Annotated in this window: 17 protein-coding genes and 1 pseudogene; 6 read left to right on the top strand and 12 right to left on the bottom strand. The window is 43.0% G+C overall.

Annotation, left to right across the window (positions count from 1 at the left end; all coding sequences use genetic code 11):
- Positions 1 to 54: 54 nt before the first annotated feature.
- Together moaC and OCC_RS08335 are read left to right on the top strand one after the other, a co-directional pair.
- Entirely contained in the window at positions 55 to 516 is a 462-nt protein-coding gene (moaC, locus tag OCC_RS08340) for a cyclic pyranopterin monophosphate synthase MoaC (protein WP_004068540.1), read from the top strand.
- A gap of 33 nt (positions 517 to 549) precedes the next feature.
- A complete protein-coding gene (locus OCC_RS08335; RefSeq protein ID WP_004068538.1) occupies positions 550 to 2,256 on the top strand; it encodes a MutS-related protein in 1,707 nt (568 codons plus the stop codon).
- Here the strand turns inward: OCC_RS08335 and OCC_RS08330 are convergent.
- From OCC_RS08330 to OCC_RS08315, 4 genes are all read right to left on the bottom strand, one after another.
- Positions 2,253 to 3,134, bottom strand: a complete 882-nt coding sequence (locus OCC_RS08330; protein WP_004068536.1) for a hypothetical protein — start codon at positions 3,132 to 3,134, stop codon at positions 2,253 to 2,255. The two genes, OCC_RS08335 and OCC_RS08330, sit on opposite strands and share 4 nt — an antisense overlap.
- Positions 3,135 to 3,204: 70 nt before the next feature.
- The gene (locus OCC_RS08325; protein ID WP_004068534.1) at positions 3,205 to 3,867 is read right to left on the bottom strand and encodes a Kae1-associated kinase Bud32; all 663 of its coding nucleotides are present in this window, start codon (positions 3,865 to 3,867) and stop codon (positions 3,205 to 3,207) included.
- Between the two features lie 46 nt (positions 3,868 to 3,913).
- Entirely contained in the window at positions 3,914 to 4,711 is a 798-nt protein-coding gene (locus OCC_RS08320; protein WP_004068532.1) for a DUF1648 domain-containing protein, read from the bottom strand.
- Positions 4,704 to 5,060 (bottom strand): PadR family transcriptional regulator, encoded by a 357-nt coding sequence (locus OCC_RS08315; RefSeq protein WP_004068530.1) that lies wholly within the window; start codon positions 5,058 to 5,060, stop codon positions 4,704 to 4,706. Before OCC_RS08315 ends, OCC_RS08320 begins: the two co-directional genes overlap by 8 nt.
- Positions 5,061 to 5,202: 142 nt before the next feature.
- Here OCC_RS08315 and OCC_RS08310 point away from each other — a divergent pair, with 142 nt between their 5' ends.
- Genes OCC_RS08310 through OCC_RS08300 form a run of 3 tightly spaced genes read left to right on the top strand, consistent with a single transcriptional unit; the run spans position 5,203 to position 6,959 of the window.
- Positions 5,203 to 5,877 carry a hypothetical protein gene (locus tag OCC_RS08310; protein ID WP_004068528.1) on the top strand — a complete coding sequence of 225 codons (675 nt, stop codon included), beginning with the start codon at positions 5,203 to 5,205 and terminating at the stop codon, positions 5,875 to 5,877.
- A complete protein-coding gene (locus OCC_RS08305) occupies positions 5,867 to 6,574 on the top strand; it encodes a hypothetical protein (protein WP_004068526.1) in 708 nt (235 codons plus the stop codon). The genes OCC_RS08310 and OCC_RS08305 overlap by 11 nt, the downstream gene beginning before the upstream one ends.
- On the top strand, positions 6,567 to 6,959 hold the full coding sequence (locus tag OCC_RS08300; RefSeq protein WP_004068524.1) for a sigma-70 RNA polymerase sigma factor region 4 domain-containing protein: 393 nt from the start codon (positions 6,567 to 6,569) through the stop codon (positions 6,957 to 6,959). The genes OCC_RS08305 and OCC_RS08300 overlap by 8 nt, the downstream gene beginning before the upstream one ends.
- Here OCC_RS08300 and OCC_RS08295 read toward each other — a convergent pair whose 3' ends face one another.
- Positions 6,960 to 7,601 carry a YigZ family protein gene (locus OCC_RS08295; protein ID WP_004068523.1) on the bottom strand — a complete coding sequence of 214 codons (642 nt, stop codon included), beginning with the start codon at positions 7,599 to 7,601 and terminating at the stop codon, positions 6,960 to 6,962.
- A 187-nt stretch (positions 7,602 to 7,788) separates the two neighbouring features.
- Between OCC_RS08295 and thsB the strand changes: the two are divergent.
- Positions 7,789 to 9,434, top strand: a pseudogene (gene thsB / locus OCC_RS08290) (thermosome subunit beta).
- A gap of 79 nt (positions 9,435 to 9,513) precedes the next feature.
- Here the strand turns inward: thsB and OCC_RS08285 are convergent.
- The 7 genes from OCC_RS08285 to OCC_RS08255 form a co-directional block, all read right to left on the bottom strand.
- The gene (locus OCC_RS08285) at positions 9,514 to 10,647 is read right to left on the bottom strand and encodes a sodium ion-translocating decarboxylase subunit beta (protein WP_004069452.1); all 1,134 of its coding nucleotides are present in this window, start codon (positions 10,645 to 10,647) and stop codon (positions 9,514 to 9,516) included.
- 6 nt (positions 10,648 to 10,653) lie between these two features.
- On the bottom strand, positions 10,654 to 11,130 hold the full coding sequence (locus tag OCC_RS08280; RefSeq protein WP_004069451.1) for an acetyl-CoA carboxylase biotin carboxyl carrier protein subunit: 477 nt from the start codon (positions 11,128 to 11,130) through the stop codon (positions 10,654 to 10,656).
- A gap of 2 nt (positions 11,131 to 11,132) precedes the next feature.
- Positions 11,133 to 11,513: an OadG family protein gene (locus OCC_RS08275; RefSeq protein ID WP_004069449.1), complete on the bottom strand. Its 381-nt coding sequence runs from the start codon at positions 11,511 to 11,513 to the stop codon at positions 11,133 to 11,135.
- A gap of 10 nt (positions 11,514 to 11,523) precedes the next feature.
- Positions 11,524 to 13,092 carry a carboxyl transferase domain-containing protein gene (locus OCC_RS08270; RefSeq protein WP_004069448.1) on the bottom strand — a complete coding sequence of 523 codons (1,569 nt, stop codon included), beginning with the start codon at positions 13,090 to 13,092 and terminating at the stop codon, positions 11,524 to 11,526.
- A gap of 123 nt (positions 13,093 to 13,215) precedes the next feature.
- Positions 13,216 to 13,638: a translation initiation factor IF-2 subunit beta gene (locus tag OCC_RS08265; protein WP_004069445.1), complete on the bottom strand. Its 423-nt coding sequence runs from the start codon at positions 13,636 to 13,638 to the stop codon at positions 13,216 to 13,218.
- A 45-nt stretch (positions 13,639 to 13,683) separates the two neighbouring features.
- A complete protein-coding gene (locus tag OCC_RS08260) occupies positions 13,684 to 17,889 on the bottom strand; it encodes an LAGLIDADG family homing endonuclease (RefSeq protein WP_004069444.1) in 4,206 nt (1,401 codons plus the stop codon).
- Positions 17,889 to 18,383 (bottom strand): hypothetical protein, encoded by a 495-nt coding sequence (locus tag OCC_RS08255; RefSeq protein ID WP_004069443.1) that lies wholly within the window; start codon positions 18,381 to 18,383, stop codon positions 17,889 to 17,891. Before OCC_RS08255 ends, OCC_RS08260 begins: the two co-directional genes overlap by 1 nt.
- Positions 18,384 to 18,397: the final 14 nt, after the last annotated feature.

Raw genomic sequence — 18,397 nt, 5'->3', positions numbered from 1 at the left:
ATTTTATATTCTAAAGCTTAAATACTTTTCTGGAGTAATAGGAGAGGTGAGAAAATGGAGCTCACACATGTCGATGAAAAGGGCGTAAAAATGGTTGAAGTTGGGCATAAGGATGTAGTCTTCAGGAAAGCCGTTGCAAAGGGAAGAATAAAACTAAAGCCTGAGACCATCAAGCTCATCCAAGAGGGAAAAACAAAAAAGGGAAACGTGATAGCAGCTGCACAGCTTGCAGGAATTTTGGCCGTAAAGAAAACTCCAGAGCTAATTCCCCTTTGTCACCCAATTCCACTAACCGGAGTGGATATATCCTTTGAGTTCGGAGAAGACTACATCGAGGCAACTTGTGAGGTTAGAGCCTACTACAAAACAGGCGTCGAAATGGAAGCGCTAACTGGTGTCAGCGTTGCCCTTCTCACGATATGGGACATGGTAAAAGCTGTAGAAAAAGATGCTAACGGCCAGTATCCCTTTACAAAGATTGAAGGGATTAGAGTAGTGGAGAAAGTGAAGGAGTAGGGTTTATAAAATCTGTCAGAGGTTTAGTGAGAGATGAAGCTCAACAGTGAAGCAAAGGAAATATACAAGGCTATAAAAAATGAGATAAAAAGGAGAATCCAGCTCAGAGAAAGTCTAGCGTACCTTGAGAAATTTTCGCTAACAAACAACAGAGAGGAAATATTGAGAAGACAGAGGTATCTGAAGGAAAATCTTCCGAAAATCAGCGAAGAGCTAAAGCCCCTCCTTTCAAAGATAAGACCCATAAGGTTTAGAAGGGAATATCTCCACGACAGGCTTCTTGTAGTCAGTGAAGAGGAATTCGAGAAGGCAAAAGCCCTCAATATATGTGACGTCTCTCTAGAGCCAGAGGAGGGCTATGACCTATTACTGAGCACAGTTGATTATGGCATTGATGTTGAACTTTCCATTAGCGAAATAGCTCCCGAGCTCTATATAATGCCCCTGTGGGAAAATCGGGAAACGCTTAAAGCCCTTGCCAGCATAGGGAGAATTATAAACTCCCCTTCCGTTGCAGAGGAAATTTTGGCAGAGCTAAGAAGACTCGAAAAAGTTGCGAAGAGGGGAGAGATTTTGGAGAACCTAGACGAAATAGTTCGGAGAGAAGAGCAGAGGTTAAACACAAAGATTGAAGAGATGCTAAAGAAATTTAGCCTAACCCTGAGCGGAAAGGAACTTTTGGAGTTCCTAAAAGAACTAAAGAGCGGAAATTATCAGGCAATATTCTCCCACTTCTCCCAGGTTGAAAACGAAATCCTGAGGGAGATAAGAAAAAGCGAAGAAAGACTTAGTAAACTGCTTAATCTTGACGTGGAGGTGTTTTCGAGAGATAATTTATACCCAGTGGAAGTTTCTGCAGAGACTGTTGAACTCCTGAGGACAGAGCTCGAAAAAGAAACAAAGGTTGAGATGTATTTAGTGAGCAGGGAAATCCTGAGGAAAATAAAGCCCCTGCTCCCGAAACTGAAAGAAGAACTCCAGAGAGCTTATGAACTGGAATTCTTGAGGGCTGTGAAAGAATTTACCGAAGGCTTTGTCTTTCCAGAAATTGCCAGCGGAGGGATGGCTTTCATAAATGGAAGGCACCTCTTTATAGAAAACCCACAGCCGGTCAGCTACGTCGTTGGGAACGTTGCGAGCTTTGACGGCACAAGTGGAGAGAGAATTGTGATTTTAACTGGAGCTAACAGCGGTGGAAAGACCTCTCTGCTCGAACTCATCACCCAGATAGTTCTCCTCACCCACATGGGGCTTCCAGTTCCTGCGGAAAAAGCATGGGTTGAGCCACTAGATGAGCTTTTCTTCTTCAGGAGGAAGCGCTCTTCCTACGGAGCCGGCGCTTTTGAAACCGCCTTAAAGGCTTTTGCCCGCGCTCTCACAAAAGAAGGCAAAAAGCTGATCCTCATAGACGAGTTTGAGGCGATAACGGAACCCGGCGCTGCAGTGAAGATTATTGGAGAGCTCCTAAAGGTAGCCCACGAAAAGGGGTTTTACGTCGTTATCGTCTCTCACTTAGGAGAAGACTTAAAGAGAGAGCTGTCCTTTGCGAGGGTTGACGGAATAGAGGCAGAAGGCTTGGATGAGAACCTCAACTTGATAGTAGATAGACAGCCCAAGTTTGGAAAGCTTGGAAAGAGCACTCCAGAGCTTATAGTGGAGAGGCTGGCAAAGAAAAAGCGCGGAAAAGAGAAGGAGATTTTTGAGAGAGTATGGAGGGCTTTCAAAGAAAGCCAAGACTAATTGTAATACAGATTTGTTAACTCTTTCCTACGTTTTTGTTGTTTCTGGGCGTTTATGTATATATAATGTCCTAAAAGAGACATGTAAATTAGTCCAAAGAGAGCCAAAATTAGGAGAAAGTGTACAAATCTAATCCACCCTGTCTTGTCCCCTACTAAACTCGAAGAAATATTTAAAATCCCACTGAAAATTTGATACATTGCCCAAAAGATATCAATACCAATAACAATAATAACTAATCCCCATTTTCTCAAGTTCTTTCTCAATTCTTGAATAGGAAGGGGACTATCCGAACTAATTCGCTTTATTAAAACCCACAAAATAAAAAGCGAAGGTATGACCATAATTGCAAACTTGAAGAGTATCGGCTTAATGATTTCCAAGCTATTGTTTGCTGTGAGAGCAAAGGTGCTGGCACTTACGTTAAAAATTTCCAAAGAAAGATTTGAACCTCCCATAACGATACTGACATTCTTGCTTTCGAGACTCACATTTTTATATATTTCTAAGAACGGCTTAAGTGTATTAGGAATGCCTAGAATACTCCACACTAGCATTGCAGTTATGTTAAGAAAAACCATAAACTGAGCAACATTTTTAGTAGATCTGACAACAATTTTGGAGTATCTTCTAGGTAACATACTGCCAAAAAGTAAGGCTAGTAAATAACCAGCAATAGAAAGAACCATGTAGCCAAGCAGAATGTTGACAATAAGTAAGCCAGCTAAAATATCGAGACTTGCTGTTGCTGAAATGAATAGTACAACAACAGAAATCACTGTTGTATTTAGTATTTCTCCAGTTTTATGAGGTTCTAATGCCCATTCTTCAATCTTGCCAATTATCCACTTCCCAAGGCTTTTCCTAATCCATTTCATAGTGTACTTACCCTCCCAGAGGCTAAAAATATACTGAACAAGGTAAATCATACAAGTCAGATTCTTAAACTCATTTAATCCATCCCCTCTCCCTGTATCGTCCTCGGCTTTCGATTTCGTCCAGCTTTGCCTCAACTTCCTTCCTCTTCTCTGAACCCCTGATCTCCTCGTAACCGTTCAGAACTTCTTCAAAGCCCCTCTCAAACCACTTGTAATGAGTGCTCTCCATAGCCCTCCTTAGGAGATGCAAATCAACACCCCGAGCCTCAAGAGATGAGTCAAACTCCGCAAGACCGAAGTCGATGAAGTAAATTTTCCCTTCCCTCAGAATCATGTTTGAGGTTGTTAGATCCCCATGAACCACTCCAGCTTCGTGGAGCTTACCTATCTGTCTGCCGATTTCCCTGCAGAGCTTCAAACGCTCTTCTATGGGAACTGCTTCGAGGTATTCCTTTAGCCTCTCTCCCGCTATGTACTCCATGACTATTTTCATATCTTTTAGGTCAACCTCGTAAACGTAGGGAACATTAACCCCAAACTGCTTCGCCCTGTGCAGAATCCTTGCTTCCCTCACGGTTCTCTCTTTTCTGAGCTTTTCATCAATCTCCTTTATGCGGTAGCGCTTTGGAATGCGGTGTTTTATGATAACCTTCTCTTCATCAAATGGGAAGTAAAGCTCTTTGAAATCTGCCAGATAAATCTTTGCCTCTGCGCCCTGCTTTATCAGCTTCATCTTACTTCCTCCACTGCAACTGTTATGGTTAACTTCAAATACTTTGCTACTCCTCAAGTGGAGTGGACTTATAATGTTTCCACATCCAGTATGCCCATACAATTGTAACAGCCACAATACCCATTGCTGCCCACCTTATCCATCCTTCACCTACCATGCCAACATTGTAGAGAAGGGACATTGAAACTATGACTACAATAGAGAGGTGCATTATTGTCAAAAAGGCTAAAGTCAACACCTGTCCTCTTCCAAATACGGGGAATCTTATGAGCATGGGAACTTTTGATATGAGTATCGTGAACGAAGGCATTATAATAAAGCCGGCAAGCGGATACACAAACGCTCCCATGACTTTTGGAGCAAAGTTATCCGGAATTCCATTAGAAGAATAATGTACCGCTATTTCCTCGGGCAGTTTATTCCATAGGAGAGCTACAATCAAGAAGTAAATTCCTACCGCAATAAGCTGAACCATAAGATAGGGTTTTACGTTTGCAGTGGTAAGGGGTTTAGGACTTTCTTCCAAGGGAACTCTAAATTCAGCTCTTTCATAAGCTTCCTTCGCTTTTAAGTACGTTGTAACGGCTAAAATTCCAATGGCTATGAGAAAGAGTAACAAAAGGACTTCCCTTGGTGGATTTAGGAGATAGGTTATCGCTCCAATTACTACTCCAATAACAATGGAGTATACGCCTGCAAAGGTATTAGCTTCCCTCCATGCTTCTTTTGAGAGGTATGTATAACCAAGCCTTACGCCAATATAGGGATTTGGTGTGTTCCTAAAAAGGTAGGTCAGTACTCCTATTGCAACTAACAATCCAGAGATATAAAACCCATCATTCACATAAATCCCCCCCAATAATTCTTGCGATCTCCAAAACCTCTGGTTTTAATTCCTTCAAAACCTCTTTTCCTAAGGAGGTAAGCCGATAAGACTTTCTTGGTCTTCCTCCGGAATGAACCCAAAAATCTTCTACGAGGTTATACTTTTTCAAACTCTTCAGAATATCGTAGAGTGTTCCTTCACTCGGCACTAGATGACCATTGGTCATTGCTTCAAGCTCCTTTCGTATTGCATAGCCGTGCAGTTCTTCTTTCTGTTCGAGGATAAGCAACACTAGATACGCATAAAATCCGGAGCGTATATCCTTCATGAGTTTCTTTAATGCTTTTTCTTTTTTGTCTCTGAACAATGTCCTCACCTATATATGGCACTCAGATATATCTGACTCCGAGGTATAGTTGGATATACTCTCTTATAAGCTTTTTCCTCTGCAAAAGGTTTAAATACTATGTCAACTTACATTGGTTGACAAGAATTCAATGGTGAAGTGAATGAAAGTTGAGGGTGCATGGCCTATAACCCCTCTAGGAGTTTCAAGGATTTTTGTAATATTGGGGTATTCTCTAATGATTGCAGGTTTAATTCTTCAAGTCCACATTGGAAAACTTGTTTGGGTCGGAGTTACTCTTCTTGCACTCTCTGGGGGAAGGGGTATAGAGGTTAAAGAAGATGGGCTTGTTTTAAAATATCTTTTCTGGAGGGTTAAAATACCCTTTGAGGAAATCAAAGAGGTAATGCTTGCGAATGAGCTCAGAGAGGCCAAATTATTTAGATACAACTGGAAAGATGCAGGACTTGTAGTGTTGCTCTTTATTATAACCCTCATTAAAGCCCCATGGAGAGAATTTCCTCTCCTTTTTCTCTGGATTTTTGTCATTTATGTTGCTTATTTCTTGTATCTCTTTGTTCCAATCTATAAAATTTGGGAAGACTTCGGAAAAATCTTTTTGGGTATTGCAGTGCTGCTTCCCATATTCTCCGCCTTAGTTGGTGAAAACCCAGTTCTTGGAGTATTTCTTGGGATTGTATTTCTCGTGTTTATCGTTTTTTGGACAAGATTCGACTACATAATTGTCAATACTGTGGGAAAAGATATTATTGTAATAGGATGCCCCGATGGAAAAAAAGCTATCAAAATGTTTATGGGTGTTAAAAATGAAGCTTGAAGGGGTCAGACCCTCAAACTTTAGTGGAATTCCATTGATGATAGCTATTCTTTCCCTTGTTCTAATATTGGGAGCCATGGAGCTCTCCTATTGGTGGATGTGGACAGTTGGATGGATTTTTATTTTTGCTTCATGGGGATTATCGGCTAAAATTGAAAATAAGACCTTAATTCTCAAATATGCCTTTGGATTGCTACCCATAAAGCTCAAAGGAGAAGACATCGAGGAAGTCTTAGTTTTGAACAGACTGGAAAAGGGTGTTCTTCTGAGGCATTTTCCCGGAATTGGAATCGCCTATATGGGTGTACTTGTATATGCATTATATCGTTATTTTGCACTTCCGGAAAACCTTCTGCCGGGCTATTATGTGGGGGTTGTTGCACTCATTGTATTCTCGAGCTCTATACTGATTTCAATGGCAGTGCCCCTTGGAAAAACCTCTCATAAACTTCTCATAACAGCAGCTATTTCTATCGCTGGTGCATCTCTTTTATGGATTAAGAGCCATGAAGTTGAATTAATTCCAATGATAGTAATCTTAGCTATGATAGCTCTTTGGACTGTGTACGATATCGACACTGAAGATTATATTGTCCTGAAAACAAAGAAAGGAAAATACCTCCTAACTTCTAATGCCCCAAGAGATAAAGTGGAAAAAGCAATTAAAGGAATTATGGAGGTTTTAATCGATGATTAAGCTCCCGGAAAGCATGGAGAGAATCTGGACTATGAGAGCCAAAGAAATGAGGGAAATAGAGATAGCAGAAAATCTTGGAATTTCGAGGCAGGCCGTGAACAAAGCTTTGAAAGAGGCTAAAGCCAAGCTATTTGAGGCATTCTTTTCCTTAGCTGAGACCTTTTCGTGGGAAATCGTGAGAGTAAACGCTGAAAAGGGTTTTATGGTTGCAAGAGGGAGATGTGGAGGTAAAACAACAAGAGTTTACGCATTCTATATGCCAGAGAAGGGGATAAGGGCATTTTTTGATAATGAAATTCCAGAGTTTATTCTTCAACACGCTTTGGAGTTCGGTATTATTAAAAAACCAGACAAGAGGGAGCTGATAAATGCCTTGGAGAGATGATTAATCTCTCTTCTTTCTGATTCCTCTCCCAAAATCTAAGAACTCTCTTATTTTTGCTTTGCCTTTGGTGATCTCGATGAGGTATTTCATAAGCTCCTCTTTTTTCTCCGGCAAAACTCCAGCCACAAATTTGACTTCGACATTGAATTCCCTCTCAAGGATATCTGCCTCGAATTTTTCAAGTGCCTTTTCAACTGCGTTGTAAAGGTTGTATGGGAAAACTATTTCAATGGGTTCTTTTTTGATAATTTCAATTATTCCCGCTTCTTCAAGAGCTTCACTTGCCGTTTCGCTATATGCCTTTATCAACCCTCCGTATCCAAGCTTTGTTCCACCAAAATACCTCGTTACAACGACCACAACGTTTTCCAATCCCTTGTACTCAAGAACCTTAAAAACCGGCTTTCCGGCGCTTCCCCTAGGCTCTCCATCGTCATCATAGTGAACAAGAAGTGTATTGTCCTCTCTAACCCTATAAGCAGAAACATTGTGCGTCGCATCCGAGTGGGCTTCCTTAACCTTCCTAATGAACTCTTTAGCCTCTTTCTCTGATTTTACGGGCATAGCATAGCCGATAAAGAGAGAATCCACGTAGACTTTTTCAACCTTTCCAAATCCCCTAACTGTCTTGTAGCCCTCCATGGAAGGAAATGGGAAACGTTACTTTAAGAATCTTTTGCGCTTCTGTTCTTTGTAGTTTGAACAAAACTTTAGCTTATTTGTTGCCTATTGTTCAAGAATTTTCATTAAATTCAGCCTTTTAAGTAGAAACTTTTTTATAGAGCACTAACGAAAGGCCCTTGTTTAACAAATGGAGGTAATTGAAATGATGGTAGGACAAGGTGGACAGCCTGTTGTTATTCTTCCCGAAGGAACCCAGAGATACGTTGGAAGAGACGCCCAGAGATTGAACATTTTGGCCGCTAGAGTCATAGCGGAAACCGTAAGAACTACCCTTGGTCCAAAGGGTATGGANAAAATGCTTGTCGACAGCCTTGGTGACATAGTCATCACAAACGACGGTGCAACGATTTTGGAGCAAATCGATGTCCAGCACCCAGCCGCCAAGATGATTATTGAAATTGCAAAGACCCAGGACAAGGAAGCCGGAGATGGAACAACCTCAGCCGTTGTAATTGCGGGAGAACTCTTAGCAAAGGCTGAAGAGCTTTTAGACCAAAACATCCACCCGAGCATAATTATTAAGGGTTACACTCTTGCAGCCGAGAAGGCTCAAGAGATACTTGACAGCATGGCAATCTCAGTTGAACCAGACAACGAGGAAACCCTCACAAAAATAGCCTCAACTTCAATAACCGGTAAGAACGCTGAGAGCCACAAAGAGCTTTTGGCAAAGCTTGCCGTTGAGGCAGTTAAGCAGGTTGCCGAAAAGATTAACGGGACATACGCGGTGGACATTGATAACATCAAGCTTGAGAAGAAGGAGGTGGAAGCGTAAGGGACACTCAGCTCATCAAGGGTGTCGTTATTGACAAAGAGAGAGTTCACCCAAGAATGCCAAAGAAAGTTGAAAACGCAAAAATAGCCCTCATAAACGATGCCCTCGAGGTTAAAAAGACCGAAACGGATGCAAAGATAAACATTACGAGCCCAGACCAGCTCTATGCGTTCCTCGAGCAGGAGGAAAAGATGCTCCAAGAGATGGTGGAGCAAATAGCGGCAACAGGTGCTAATGTCCTCTTCTGCCAGAAGGGAATTGACGACCTAGCACAGCACTACCTCGCAAAGCACGGTATCTTGGCAGTAAGGAGAGTTAAGAAGAGCGACATGGAGAAGCTTGCCAAAGCCACGGGCGCTAAGATTGTCACAAACGTTAAAGACTTAACAAGCGAAGACCTTGGCTATGCTGAGCTTGTTGAAGAGAGGAAAGTCGCTGGCGAAAACATGATATTCGTTGAGGGCTGCAAGAATCCAAAGGCAGTTACAATCCTCATTAGGGGTGGAACAGAGCACGTTGTCGACGAAGTCGAGAGAGCCCTNGAAGATGCCATCAAAGTCGTCAAGGACGTCATGGAAGACGGTGCAATCTTACCAGGAGGAGGAGCTACAGAGATTGAGCTCAGCATTAGACTCGATGAGTTCGCAAAGCAAGTAGGTGGAAAGGAACAGCTTGCAGTTGAGGCATTTGCTGAAGCTTTGAAAATCATTCCAAAGACTCTTGCAGAAAATGCTGGACTTGACACAATAGACGTCCTCGTTAAGGCCATAAGCGAGCACAAGAACAAAGGAAAAGCAATTGGTGTTGATGTCTTTGCCGGAGAACCAGCTGACATGCTTGAGAGAGGTGTCATCGAGCCAGCTAGGGTTAAGAGGCAAGCCATAAAGAGCGCAAGTGAAGTTGCAATAATGATCCTTAGAATCGACGATGTCATCGCTGCAAAGCTTTCAAAGGGCGAAGGTAAAGGTGGAGAAGGAGAAATGGGTGGAATGGGCGGAATGCCCGGCATGATGTGATTTCTCTTCTTAATTTTTACTTTTCTCCTCAATTAAGCCTAAAAAAGGAACTCAGAAAATTCTAATAAAAAAGAAGAGATCACCCAAGTACCGAGAGCAGAACTCCAGCGGCGACTGCAGTTCCTATAACTCCAGCAACGTTTGGTCCCATTGCATGCATTAGTATGAAGTTTCCGGGATCTTCCTTTGCGGCAAGCTTTTGAACAACCCTAGCACTCATTGGAACTGCTGAAACACCGGCAGCACCGATCATTGGGTTTATCCTTCCACCGCTAAGCTTCATCATGAGCTTACCCAACAATACCCCACCAGCAGTTGCTGAAGCAAAAGCTATGACACCAAGGAGAAGGATTTTTATAGTGCTCAAAGTTAGAAAGCTCTCCGCCTGCATTGTTGATCCAACACCAAGTCCAAGGAAGATCGTAACGATGTTCATTAGCTCTTCTCTTGCAGCTTTGCTAAGTCTTTCAACAACACCGCTTTCTCTGAAAAGGTTGCCGATCATAAGCATTCCAACCAAAGGAGCTGCTGAAGGTACAAGGAGGCCGATGATTATCATCGAAGCTATTGGGAAAATAACCTTCTCCCTCTTTGAAACCGGCCTTAGCTGTTCCATTCTGATTTTTCTCTCCTCTGGAGTTGTTAAGGCTTTAATAACTGGAGGCTGGATTATTGGGACGAGGCTCATGTAGGAATAAGCAGCTACTGCAGTTGCACCAAGTAAATGGGGAGCGAGCTTAGTGGTTAGATAAATTGTTGTTGGCCCATCGGCACCGCCAATGATACCAATAGAAGCTGCCTCTTGGAGGTTGAAGCCTAAGGCTACTGCAGTAAGCATTGCAATGAAGACACCAATCTGAGCCGCTGCACCAAGCAGTGCAGTCTTTGGATCGGCGATCATTGGACCAAAATCCGTCATTGCTCCTAGACCAAAGAAGATCGGCAATGGCACAACCTCTGTGTCAATAAGGTAGTGCTTAATTAGGAAAAACAGCCCTGGATGCTCTGGATCGGCACTCAAAATGCCAGTTAATGGGAGATTCACTAGTACGGCACTTATTCCAATCGGGAGCAACAACAATGGCTCCATCTCATACCTTATGGCCAAATACATCAGGATGAAGCCAACAATTATCATTATCACGTTTCCGACTGTTAAATGAAAGAGACCTATGTTGGCAAAGAAGTCAAGTATTGCTTGCTCAATTCCCATTCCCCATCACCCTAGTTCTATTAGTGGTTGTCCTGTGTCGACGGTGTCTCCTTCCTTGACGAGTATTCTCTTGACGACTCCATCCTTTGGTGAGGGAATCTCATTCTCCATCTTCATAGCCTCCAAAATGAGCAACCCCTGACCAACCCTAACCTGATCACCCTCCCTAACCAAAACCCTAAGAATCTTACCAGGCATAGGCGCAGAAACCACATCCTCGCCAACCGCCGGAGCCGGAACTGAAGGAGCCGATACCGGAGCAGAAGCTACTGCTGGAGCTGGCGCAGGAGTAGCGACAGGAGCACCAACCTGAACAGGAGCTGCCGAAGGAGCTTGAAGCGCCCCCATTGGGATTCCAAGGTCTTTAGCCTCAACTTCGTAACTTTCTCCCTCAAAGCTAACTTTGAACTTTCCTCCACCGAGTTCTTCAACCTCAACCTCATAAGGAACGCCATCAACAATGACCTTAACTTTACCTTTCATCCTCACCATGCCCCCATTTCGTAGTTAAAGTTTTCAACCTCTTCAACCTGGGATTGAATACCATATAAACGCCAAGCATCGGAAGGTTTCTTTTTAAACGGCAAAGGTCTAAGTTGAGCGTTCTTCTCTGCTATGTAAGCCAAAATCGCAGCAGTGATTACTGCAAGCTTCTTTGGTTCAATTGAAGGCTTCTCCTCAACAACTACCTTCTCTTCCTTAGGCAAGGGCTTAACTTCCACAGGCTTTTCTCTCTCAATCAACACCCTTTCAAGGTATCCTATTCCATACATTGCTAGGGCTAATATTGAGAGCACTAGGAAAACTACCGTAACGCCCAAAATGGTAATATAAAGACCCTCAAGGAAAAACTCCCAAGTGACCATTTCTCGCACCTCACAATGGTATATTGCCGTGCTTCTTTGGTGGAAGCTTTACACGCTTGCTTTCTAAAGCCTCCAACGCCATGATTATCTTTCCTCTTGTCTCCGCTGGGTCTATGACATCATCTATGTAGCCTCTGCTTGCGGCAACATATGGGTTAGCAAACTTCTCTCTGTATTCTTTGATCTTTTGTTGCCTGACCTCTTCTGGATTTTCTGCTTTGGCAATCTCCTTTCTAAAGATGATATTTGCCGCTCCTTCCGGTCCCATAACGGCTATCTCAGCCGTTGGCCAAGCGAAGACAAAATCTGCACCAAGGTGTTTGCTTCCCATGGCTAGATAAGCTCCACCGTAAGCCTTCCTCAAGATTACTGTGACCATTGGGACTGTTGCCTCTGAATAAGCATAGAGCACCTTTGCACCGTGCCTTATGATTCCACCGTATTCTTGCTGAACTCCCGGCAAGTAACCGGGAACGTCAACCAAAGTTACTATTGGGATGTTGAAGGCGTCACAAGTCCTGACAAAGCGTGCAATCTTGTCGGAGCTGTCTATATCAAGAACTCCCGCTAAGTGAATTGGGTTGTTTGCCACAATTCCAACAGTTTGTCCGTTCATCCTTCCAAAGCCTACGACGGCATTTGGAGCAAAGTAGGGGAGTATCTCAAGGAAGTCTGGATTTCCGTTGGCATCCCTATCAACAATCTCATAGATAACCTGCCTCACATCGTAACCTTTGTTGGGATCATCTGGAACTATTTCATAGAGCTTCTCGCTTTTTCTAAACGGTGGATCGTTAGTTGGATATCTAGGCGGCTTCTCCATGTTGTTTGATGGGAGATAGCTTACCAACCTTCTTATGAGCATTAAAACTTCTTCGTCACTCTTTCCTATTAAATGAGCCTGTCCACTCTTTTGGGCATGAACCATTGCACCACCAAGCTGAATTGGAGAGACTTCCACACCAGTGACTGCCTTTACTACTTGGGGACCAGTAATGAACATGAAGCTTGCGGGATTGTCAACCATAAGGATAAAATCGCCTATTGCCGGGCTGTATACGGCTCCTCCGGCACACGGGCCCATAATGGCTGTAATCTGTGGGACTACACCGCTGAGAAGGGTGTTCATCTTGAATATCTCACCGTAGCCCTTAAGTGAGTCAACACCCTCCTGTATTCTCGCCCCACCGGAGTCGTTGAGTCCTATCACTGGCGCTCCTGCCTCTAAAGCCAGCTCCATGATGCGCTTTATCTTTGCCGCGTGCATTTCTCCAAGAGAACCACCCATAACGGTGAAATCTTGAGCATAAACGAAGACCAATCTGCCGTCGATCGTTCCATAGCCGGTGATAACTCCATCTGCTGGTAGCTCCATCTTGTCAAGGCCAAACTCTGTGTTTCTGTGCTTAACGAACATCCCTATCTCTACAAAACTTCCAGGATCAAGGAGTTTTTCGATTCTTTCTCTCGCTGTAAGCTTTCCTTTTTCATGCTGCTTTGCCACCTTTTCCTCTCCACCCATCTTCAGAATTTTCTCCTTCTTTTCATAGAGTTCCTTCACTTTTTCCTCCATGCTCATAAGAGTTGCCCCCATAACCATTGGTTAACTAATTTGTAGTTTGTAAACCCCTTTAAAAGGATTTTCATAGCCATAAAATGCTCAGAAGAGTACATGTACACAAACAAAAGAGTGAAAAAGGGCTCAGAGATGGGCTATTGGGGTTTCAGCACCACAGGCTTCACACTTCAAGAAGTGGAAGCGGTCTCTCTTGATGATCTTTGTGTCCGGTGAGCCACACACAGGGCATATGACGTACTCTTTGAGGTATTTCTTCATTTTGTTTGCTATGAGATACGGTGTAAAACGCCCCTGCAGGACGGCTCTTCTTCCTTCCAAGACACCCGCAGTAGCGACTTCCCTCAAGATAAACTTAAGCAGATGATTTGGATCTCTGTTCATGGCCTCCGCGATATCCCTGAAGTTCTCGATTATAGTTTTGTTGCCTTCGATTGTTACCACTGCAGCAGGAACCTCAAATCTTGATTCATGATGCTTAACATTCTCTGGAAGTTCTTCATACGCTTTTTCCAAAAGCTTCTCATAATCATAATAGTCGTACTCCATTTTTCTCACCTCGCTATAGGTTCTATCTTCGCCTTATTAACCTTTTCACAAAACCTTGTAATAGCCCGAACGAGGTTCATATATCATTGAGTTCGCTTTGAGTTCTTCTAATATTTTCTCAACCTCACTCTTTCCTATTCCGTGTTTGCTGGCCTCTTTTATTATCTCTTCCCTAGGGGCCCCGTAGTCTTCCAAATCCTGAAGCTCTTTTATTATATTGAGAATCTTGTCCATCTTGTTGATTTTCTTTGAGGATTTTCCAATCTCCAAGATGCTGACATCAATGTTTCCTTCTTCGTCCATTGCCGTCTTCCTTAGCGTATATTCCATAAGCTCAATTGCAGCTCTGGCGTCTTCTTTTGTGACAATCTCGCTCAGCCTCATTTTTGCATGGGCTTCGCTGAGCCTTATGAGAGCCTCAAGCTGTCTTGCGGTAATTGGAATCGGTTTAATCCCTTCCTCACTACCTCCTCTCCCTATTGTCCTTCTCATTTTAACGTAGTAGCGCTTGATTTCTTCCATTGCCTCTTTACTGAGCACTGGTTTGATGTTCTTTCTTGCATAGGCTATGTACTTTTTGAGAAGCTCATGCGGTATCTTTGGAGCAACTGCCTCCGCCTCACCCTTTCTGACCTTAAGTATGTGCTCAGCTATCTCAGAATCGAGTTTTTCATCTGGCTCATCAAGAAGAACAAATATAAGGTCAAACCTGCTTAGGAGTGTTGGAGGCAAATCCACTTGCTCCGGAAGGGATTTCATCCTATTGAACCTTCCATATTTAGGATTGGCCGCGGCTATAACCGTAGTTCTTGCATTCAGTGTTGCTGTAATTCCCGCCTTTGATATACTAACGGTCTGCTGCTCAAGGGCTTCGTGTATGGAACTCCTATCTCTGTCGCTCATCTTGTCTATCTCGTCAATGCAGTTATGCACAATTATTCCTTCGGCTACAAAGTTATGATAAACAGGCACGTAAAGATCGTAAACATGCCCTTCATATGGTATCCTCTCTACCTCCACAATTTCATCAAGGAAGTAGTCCCTTCTTGCTAGGATTTCAAGCTTAAATTTTATTTCCGGGCTGAGATAATCCGAAAGTCTCTCCAGAAGTTTATGGATTTGTTTCCTAGTTGGAACACGGACGCCTTTGGAGTACTCATAGATAACACTCCAAAGACCTTTTTCCAAGAGAATTGAAGCTGGTATTTCCTCTCTTATCCTCCTCGCAATTTCTTTAACAGGCTCTGAGGGCAATTTGTCGCTTTTGGGCGATATAAGGCGTTTAACTTCAGGGATTTCTTTGACCTTTATGCTGTAAGATTTCACAGCTTCTAAAAGGTTTTTAACGTCTTCCCTAGAGGTTATTTGTATTCTATTGACGTTTTCTCGTTTGTCTCTTACAATTCTGGCATACACGTCAAATCTCCTTAGGAGCATTGCAAAGGCATTATCTTTCCTAATATCATTAGATAGGAGGAACTCCACGTGGACAACTTCTCCTTTATCACTCCGCTTTATTGATACACAACCGTCTGAGTCCAGAGCCCCTGCAACAAATGCTTTAAGTGCCTCATCATCTAGCCCAAAGAGGTTCGTTAGATTGTCTTTCGTGAGGTACTCGTAGATGTAGCCGAGAAGAGGAGAATTTACTGAGAAGGTTATGCTTTCACTCGAGATTTTGTTTCCTGCCAAGATGCTCGATGTAGTTCTCCTGTACTCTCTGAGTTTTTTAGGATAAAATAATGCAAAACTCTCTCTTAACCTTTTGAGCTGTTTTTCATTGACAAGTGATTGGGTTATCCGCAGTGTTACCCTATCTCCAATTCTTTGAATCCACCCGTCTCCGTACAGAAATCCAAAGAAATAGGCCATTTCTGGAGTTATATATGCGACCTTAAGCTTTTCTCTTCTTGAATATGGCCCATAAGCCAGGTGACGCTTTTTCCATTTTTCGTAAATGCCGAAATCTTTGAGTATCTTCCTGAACTTACCAACCTTTATAGCTCCTCTCCCAGATAGAAAGTCTTTTGAAATACCGTAGTGCCTGTTGAACTCTGCAATAGACTTGAATCTTCTAAGAACTTCTTTTCTTAGCTCTTCTTTTTCTTCCTTGGTTAATTTAACCCTCCAGTTTTCAGGAAGTATGTCAAGGATGTAGATTTTCTCCTTCACTTCTGGGAGTTTGAGAGGAGCAACGACCGTATCACCCGGTTTAAACTCTCCTGCTTCTTTCCATTCTAATGTTTTACCATCAATGAGCCAGTGGTCGGGAGTAAGAAGGAGTTCATTACCCGAGCGGAATTTTAGCTTAACGAGTTCTCCTTTCCATTGTTTCCTCCTGATGATTGTGGCCAAAGAGTTACCAGTTTTCATTCTTTCAAGGTCTAATGAGACAACTTCGAAAGTATCTTCCTGAATATCCACTATCTCACCGTTAGATTTGGCTTTGTAGGACTTTGCCTCATTAAATAACTCTTTTATTGGAAGGTATTTGCCGTTCACAAGCACTCTCGAATCGGGGTGAAGACATGCAATGCCCATATCCGCTAAAACAAGAACTCCAGCCTCCAAAACCCAAGAGCCGGTTAATTCATCGCGCACTGCGGCGGCAGTAAGGCCGGCGGCGCTTGAGCTCTTCCCACTGGTATAGATAGCCCTCGGTGCTAAATTCGCCACATAACGAAGGAGCTGGCTATTGTGAACAAAGATATCGTTAGCTATGAAGTTATGATGCTCGGGAACTTGAAGGTCATATACCCACGGGTGCTCCGGCTTGTACTCCTCTATCTCTTCTATCCTGTCCCAGAAGATGTCAGAACTGGCAAGGAGCTTTTTGAGATGCTCATTTTTTGTCTCGGGAATTTCAATTGGTTCATTCTCTCTTCTTAGCGTTGCGATTTTGTCTCCCACTTTTAGCTCTTCTGCTTTTCTTGTCTTGAAGGTTCCTTCATCAAAGACGAAGAAAGGATGTGTTGGTGTTACTTTTATTTCCCTCCCACTAGCGGTCTTTATCCTGAACATTCTTTCCGGAGCGGTTCTCTTCCATGCAATGTTTGCCTTAACCCTTCTAACCTTCAGCGTTGAAGCGTCGAGGGCGTAGATTTCGAGGTCTATGGGTGCATAGTAGCCATCGTCAACGACACCAAGGGTTCCGCGTTCTTTTGCTTTTTCTATGGCTTCATCAACGAGTTCTCCGATTGGTTTAATGCTCCCATCCGACAGCACAACTTCTGTATTGTATTCAACACACTTAGCTACTCCAGGATCTCCTACAAGCAGAACGTGGCTCTCTCCTCTTAGCCTTGTCCCATCCGGGAGTTGTTTCGTGTTTCCTCCAAACAGCGCGAGGGCAATTCCGAGTTTTTCCTTTTTCATTCCATAAATAGCAGGAGCGATAGAGTCAACTATTACATCGACAATATCCTTCCTTTTTGCAAGCTCCTTAATCTTCTGCTCATCCTCCGGAGTTATTTCGAGCTCTTCTATTTCCTTGCTTAACTGCTCCACATAGTTTGCCTCTATTATCTTCCGGAATATTGGTCTCTTGTCCCTTTGCTCTAAAACAACCCTCAAAATTCCAGTTATAACTACTCTATCTCCTGGAAGGGCAATATCCACGAGATCGTCAAGCAAAATTACGTCAACAAAACGGGGCATTTGTCCACCTTTAAGGCTTTCAGGCCTGTCTTGGAGTCTAAAGCTCTGAAAGTTTAGAAAAGTGCTCTTATCAACGTCAAGCTCAACGTTCCTACTTCCACAGGCTTCACATTTGTTGGGCTTGATTAAGTTCGCATACGGTTTTTGAAGTCTCACCATCTCATGTCCGCAATCTTTGCAGATGTAAACCGCTCTCGAAACAAAGGGCTTTACCTCGGTCATCCTTGTTATTATTCCCTCCACCTGGATGAATTTGTTTATATGCTCACTCCCAAGCTCCTTCACAAGGTAGCTCTTTGGCAGACCATGAAAACGAGCATGAATTAGAAAAGGCTCCTTCCTAAAGAAATCCTCCTGCAGGATTATTTGGATAGCATCTTCAGCCGCAAGGATAACTTCTTCGGGATTGTCTATAAGCTCTCCAGCGAGTTCGGGATCAAAGGCGTTTAAATGTTCCCAGTTTATCGCAAGATATCTCCTAGGGACAACTGTCAGCACATCCCTTATTTCATCTAAATAAACCTTGTTCCCGCTGTCATCGGTATATTCTCTGAGAAACTTCACAAATCTCTCTATCATCTCCTCCTTGTCCATCACTTCTCACCCAACCACTCATTTCTAATTTGGGATATCTGGAGGTATATCCTCCTTTCCTCCAATGAGAGTCTGCTTAGGATCTCCAAGCTCCCGGGTCTGAACATTATTGCGTTGATTATCTTATTAAAGCGGAGCCTTTTGAGATACTGGTACTTTCTCTTTAAATTGGAGAGCTTGGTCATTTTGGCATTTAAAATTTCTATATCCACATCGGTCTTGGTTTTTACATAATTTTCAAGATAATAAATATAGAACTCAGCCCTTTCATACAACCCCTCTGGAATTGAAGTTATCGGCTCGCTGTTTTTTTCTTCGTTTATAACCTTCTCAAGCTCGCGGATGATTTTCTCACTCTCATCTATAATCTCCACTATGCCTCTTTCCCAAAGCTCTTTGGCTTTCCAATCTTCAATTAACGGGGTATCCCCAGCTTTCCAGCTCCCAAATGATTTTAACACCTTGACCGGAATCAATGCCCTCCCAATCAGCATTACCTTTCACCCTC

Origin of the sequence: Thermococcus litoralis DSM 5473 (assembly GCF_000246985.2) — an archaeon.
Lineage (GTDB): Archaea > Methanobacteriota_B > Thermococci > Thermococcales > Thermococcaceae > Thermococcus_A > Thermococcus_A litoralis.
This window is presented reverse-complemented; position numbering and strand designations above follow the sequence as displayed.